Annotated in this window: 1 tRNA gene and 2 rRNA genes; all 3 read left to right on the forward strand. The window is 52.8% G+C overall.

The features are described from left to right. Window positions 1-102: 102 nt before the first annotated feature. The 3 genes from FD737_RS23535 to FD737_RS23545 all read left to right on the forward strand — a co-directional run bounded on the left by FD737_RS23535 (window position 103) and on the right by FD737_RS23545 (window position 4,926). Window positions 103-1,642, forward strand: a 16S ribosomal RNA gene (locus FD737_RS23535). An 89-nt stretch (window positions 1,643-1,731) separates the two neighbouring features. Next, window positions 1,732-1,806 (forward strand) — tRNA-Glu (locus FD737_RS23540). A 214-nt stretch (window positions 1,807-2,020) separates the two neighbouring features. Then, window positions 2,021-4,926 (forward strand): 23S ribosomal RNA (locus FD737_RS23545). Together the 16S and 23S rRNA genes with 1 tRNA gene alongside form the textbook arrangement of a ribosomal RNA operon. Window positions 4,927-5,165: the final 239 nt, after the last annotated feature.

The raw sequence follows: 5,165 nt of genomic DNA on the forward strand, positions 1-5,165 counted from the left end.
GGACGTAAAAAATATCAAGTCTCACGAGTGAACACATAATGAAATTCATTATGACGTTTTACAGATGAGCATCGCTGCACTTGTTGCAGCAAATCAAACTTTAAATTGAAGAGTTTGATCATGGCTCAGATTGAACGCTGGCGGCAGGCCTAACACATGCAAGTCGAACGGTAGCACAGAGAGCTTGCTCTTGGGTGACGAGTGGCGGACGGGTGAGTAATGTCTGGGAAACTGCCCGATGGAGGGGGATAACTACTGGAAACGGTAGCTAATACCGCATAACGTCTTCGGACCAAAGTGGGGGACCTTCGGGCCTCACACCATCGGATGTGCCCAGATGGGATTAGCTAGTAGGTGGGGTAATGGCTCACCTAGGCGACGATCCCTAGCTGGTCTGAGAGGATGACCAGCCACACTGGAACTGAGACACGGTCCAGACTCCTACGGGAGGCAGCAGTGGGGAATATTGCACAATGGGCGCAAGCCTGATGCAGCCATGCCGCGTGTATGAAGAAGGCCTTCGGGTTGTAAAGTACTTTCAGCGGGGAGGAAGGCGATGGAGTTAATAGCTTCATCGATTGACGTTACCCGCAGAAGAAGCACCGGCTAACTCCGTGCCAGCAGCCGCGGTAATACGGAGGGTGCAAGCGTTAATCGGAATTACTGGGCGTAAAGCGCACGCAGGCGGTCTGTCAAGTCGGATGTGAAATCCCCGGGCTTAACCTGGGAACTGCATTCGAAACTGGCAGGCTAGAGTCTTGTAGAGGGGGGTAGAATTCCAGGTGTAGCGGTGAAATGCGTAGAGATCTGGAGGAATACCGGTGGCGAAGGCGGCCCCCTGGACAAAGACTGACGCTCAGGTGCGAAAGCGTGGGGAGCAAACAGGATTAGATACCCTGGTAGTCCACGCCGTAAACGATGTCGACTTGGAGGTTGTGCCCTTGAGGCGTGGCTTCCGGAGCTAACGCGTTAAGTCGACCGCCTGGGGAGTACGGCCGCAAGGTTAAAACTCAAATGAATTGACGGGGGCCCGCACAAGCGGTGGAGCATGTGGTTTAATTCGATGCAACGCGAAGAACCTTACCTACTCTTGACATCCAGCGAATTCGGTAGAGATACCTTAGTGCCTTCGGGAACGCTGAGACAGGTGCTGCATGGCTGTCGTCAGCTCGTGTTGTGAAATGTTGGGTTAAGTCCCGCAACGAGCGCAACCCTTATCCTTTGTTGCCAGCGGTCCGGCCGGGAACTCAAAGGAGACTGCCAGTGATAAACTGGAGGAAGGTGGGGATGACGTCAAGTCATCATGGCCCTTACGAGTAGGGCTACACACGTGCTACAATGGCGCATACAAAGAGAAGCGACCTCGCGAGAGCAAGCGGACCTCATAAAGTGCGTCGTAGTCCGGATTGGAGTCTGCAACTCGACTCCATGAAGTCGGAATCGCTAGTAATCGTAGATCAGAATGCTACGGTGAATACGTTCCCGGGCCTTGTACACACCGCCCGTCACACCATGGGAGTGGGTTGCAAAAGAAGTAGGTAGCTTAACCTTCGGGAGGGCGCTTACCACTTTGTGATTCATGACTGGGGTGAAGTCGTAACAAGGTAACCGTAGGGGAACCTGCGGTTGGATCACCTCCTTACCTGAAGATACCTTCCCGCGCAGTGCTCACACAGATTGTCTGATAGAAAAGTAATGAGCAAGACGGCTGCGAAGTCGTGACATGTATGTGTCCCCTTCGTCTAGCGGTTAGGACTCCGCCCTTTCACGGCGGCAACAGGGGTTCGAATCCCCTAGGGGACGCCACTTGCTTGGTGACAGGTGAAAGGTGTCTCCACGAAATATCTCAAAACTGACGGTAACGTCGAGTTTGAGATATTGCTCTTTAACAATCCGGAACAAGCTGAAAATTGAAACGACACGTCGTGTTCATTCTCCGTAATAAGAATGAATAAACGATGTGTTCGAGTCTCTCAAATGCTTGCAGTCTGCAGCGTTGTAAAACGCCTGTGGGTTGTGAGGTTAAGCGACTAAGCGTACACGGTGGATGCCCTGGCAGTCAGAGGCGATGAAGGACGTGCTAATCTGCGTAAAGCGTCGGTAAGGTGATATGAACCGCTACAGCCGACGATGTCCGAATGGGGAAACCCGGTGCACTCTGTGCATCATCGCAACATGAATACATAGTGTTGCGAGGCGAACCTGGGGAACTGAAACATCTAAGTACCCAGAGGAAAAGAAATCAACCGAGATTCCCCCAGTAGCGGCGAGCGAACGGGGAGCAGCCCAGAACCTGAATCAGTTTGTGCATTAGTGGAAGCGTCTGGAAAGTCGCAGGGTACAGGGTGATACTCCCGTACACAAAAATGCACTTACTGTGAGTTCGAAGAGTAGGGCGGGACACGTGGTATCCTGTCTGAATATGGGGGGACCATCCTCCAAGGCTAAATACTCCTGACTGACCGATAGTGAACCAGTACCGTGAGGGAAAGGCGAAAAGAACCCCGGCGAGGGGAGTGAAACAGAACCTGAAACCGTGTACGTACAAGCAGTGGGAGCCAACTTGTTTGGTGACTGCGTACCTTTTGTATAATGGGTCAGCGACTTATATTCTGTAGCAAGGTTAACCGTATAGGGGAGCCGCAGGGAAACCGAGTCTTAACTGGGCGTTAAGTTGCAGGGTATAGACCCGAAACCCGGTGATCTAGCCATGGGCAGGTTGAAGGTTGGGTAACACTAACTGGAGGACCGAACCGACTAATGTTGAAAAATTAGCGGATGACTTGTGGCTGGGGGTGAAAGGCCAATCAAACCGGGAGATAGCTGGTTCTCCCCGAAAGCTATTTAGGTAGCGCCTCGTGAACTCATCTTCGGGGGTAGAGCACTGTTTCGGCTAGGGGGCCATCCCGGCTTACCAACCCGATGCAAACTGCGAATACCGGAGAATGTTATCACGGGAGACACACGGCGGGTGCTAACGTCCGTCGTGAAGAGGGAAACAACCCAGACCGCCAGCTAAGGTCCCAAAGTCATGGTTAAGTGGGAAACGATGTGGGAAGGCACAGACAGCCAGGATGTTGGCTTAGAAGCAGCCATCATTTAAAGAAAGCGTAATAGCTCACTGGTCGAGTCGGCCTGCGCGGAAGATGTAACGGGGCTAAACCATGCACCGAAGCTGCGGCAGCGACACTATGTGTTGTTGGGTAGGGGAGCGTTCTGTAAGCCGTTGAAGGTGAACTGTGAGGTTTGCTGGAGGTATCAGAAGTGCGAATGCTGACATAAGTAACGATAAAGCGGGTGAAAAGCCCGCTCGCCGGAAGACCAAGGGTTCCTGTTCAACGTTAATCGGAGCAGGGTGAGTCGACCCCTAAGGCGAGGCTGAAAAGCGTAGTCGATGGGAAGCAGGTTAATATTCCTGCACTTGGTGTTACTGCGAAGGGGGGACGGAGAAGGCTAGGTTATCCGGGCGACGGTTGTCCCGGTTTAAGCATGTAGGCGGAGAGTTTAGGTAAATCCGGACTCTTTTTAACGCTGAGGTGTGATGACGAGCCACTACGGTGGTGAAGTAACTGATGCCCTGCTTCCAGGAAAAGCCTCTAAGCTCCAGGTAACACGAAATCGTACCCCAAACCGACACAGGTGGTCAGGTAGAGAATACCAAGGCGCTTGAGAGAACTCGGGTGAAGGAACTAGGCAAAATGGTGCCGTAACTTCGGGAGAAGGCACGCTGGCATGTAGGTGAAGGGACTTGCTCCCCGAGCTGAAGCCAGTCGAAGATACCAGCTGGCTGCAACTGTTTATTAAAAACACAGCACTGTGCAAACACGAAAGTGGACGTATACGGTGTGACGCCTGCCCGGTGCCGGAAGGTTAATTGATGGGGTTATCCGCAAGGAGAAGCTCTTGATCGAAGCCCCGGTAAACGGCGGCCGTAACTATAACGGTCCTAAGGTAGCGAAATTCCTTGTCGGGTAAGTTCCGACCTGCACGAATGGCGTAATGATGGCCAGGCTGTCTCCACCCGAGACTCAGTGAAATTGAAATCGCTGTGAAGATGCAGTGTACCCGCGGCAAGACGGAAAGACCCCGTGAACCTTTACTATAGCTTGACACTGAACATTGAGCCTTGATGTGTAGGATAGGTGGGAGGCTTTGAAGCGTGGACGCCAGTCTGCGTGGAGCCAACCTTGAAATACCACCCTTTAATGTTTGATGTTCTAACGTAGACCCGTAATCCGGGTTGCGGACAGTGTCTGGTGGGTAGTTTGACTGGGGCGGTCTCCTCCCAAAGAGTAACGGAGGAGCACGAAGGTTGGCTAATCCTGGTCGGACATCAGGAGGTTAGTGCAATGGCATAAGCCAGCTTGACTGCGAGAGTGACGGCTCGAGCAGGTGCGAAAGCAGGTCATAGTGATCCGGTGGTTCTGAATGGAAGGGCCATCGCTCAACGGATAAAAGGTACTCCGGGGATAACAGGCTGATACCGCCCAAGAGTTCATATCGACGGCGGTGTTTGGCACCTCGATGTCGGCTCATCACATCCTGGGGCTGAAGTAGGTCCCAAGGGTACGGCTGTTCGCCGTTTAAAGTGGTACGCGAGCTGGGTTTAGAACGTCGTGAGACAGTTCGGTCCCTATCTGCCGTGGGCGCTGGAGAATTGAGGGGGGTTGCTCCTAGTACGAGAGGACCGGAGTGAACGCACCACTGGTGTTCGGGTTGTCATGCCAATGGCATTGCCCGGTAGCTAAGTGCGGAAAAGATAAGTGCTGAAAGCATCTAAGCACGAAACTTGCCCCGAGATGAGTTCTCCCTGACTCCCAGAGAGTCCTGAAGGGACGTTGAAGACGACGACGTTGATAGGCCGGATGTGTAAGTGCAGCGATGCATTGAGCTAACCGGTACTAATGACCCGTGAGGCTTAACCTTACAACGCCAGAGGCGTTTTTTGAGAGACGCAGAAGTAGATTTTCAGCTTTGTTCATCCGGATAAAAGAATTAGCGATGTCCTGCGGAGTTAAGTCCGAAGGATTTTGCGCTGAGGCAAGGCGCCGACCGGGACGGAACGAAGGAGCATACTGAGGTATGTGACTGAGTTACGCGAGGGAGAGCAACGCAGCATCAGCACAAAAGACACAGGACAGAGCACAAGAATTTGCCTGGCGGCT

The sequence above is a fragment of the Pantoea sp. Seng genome (assembly GCF_009829935.1).
Classification (GTDB): Bacteria; Pseudomonadota; Gammaproteobacteria; order Enterobacterales; family Enterobacteriaceae; genus Pantoea; species Pantoea communis.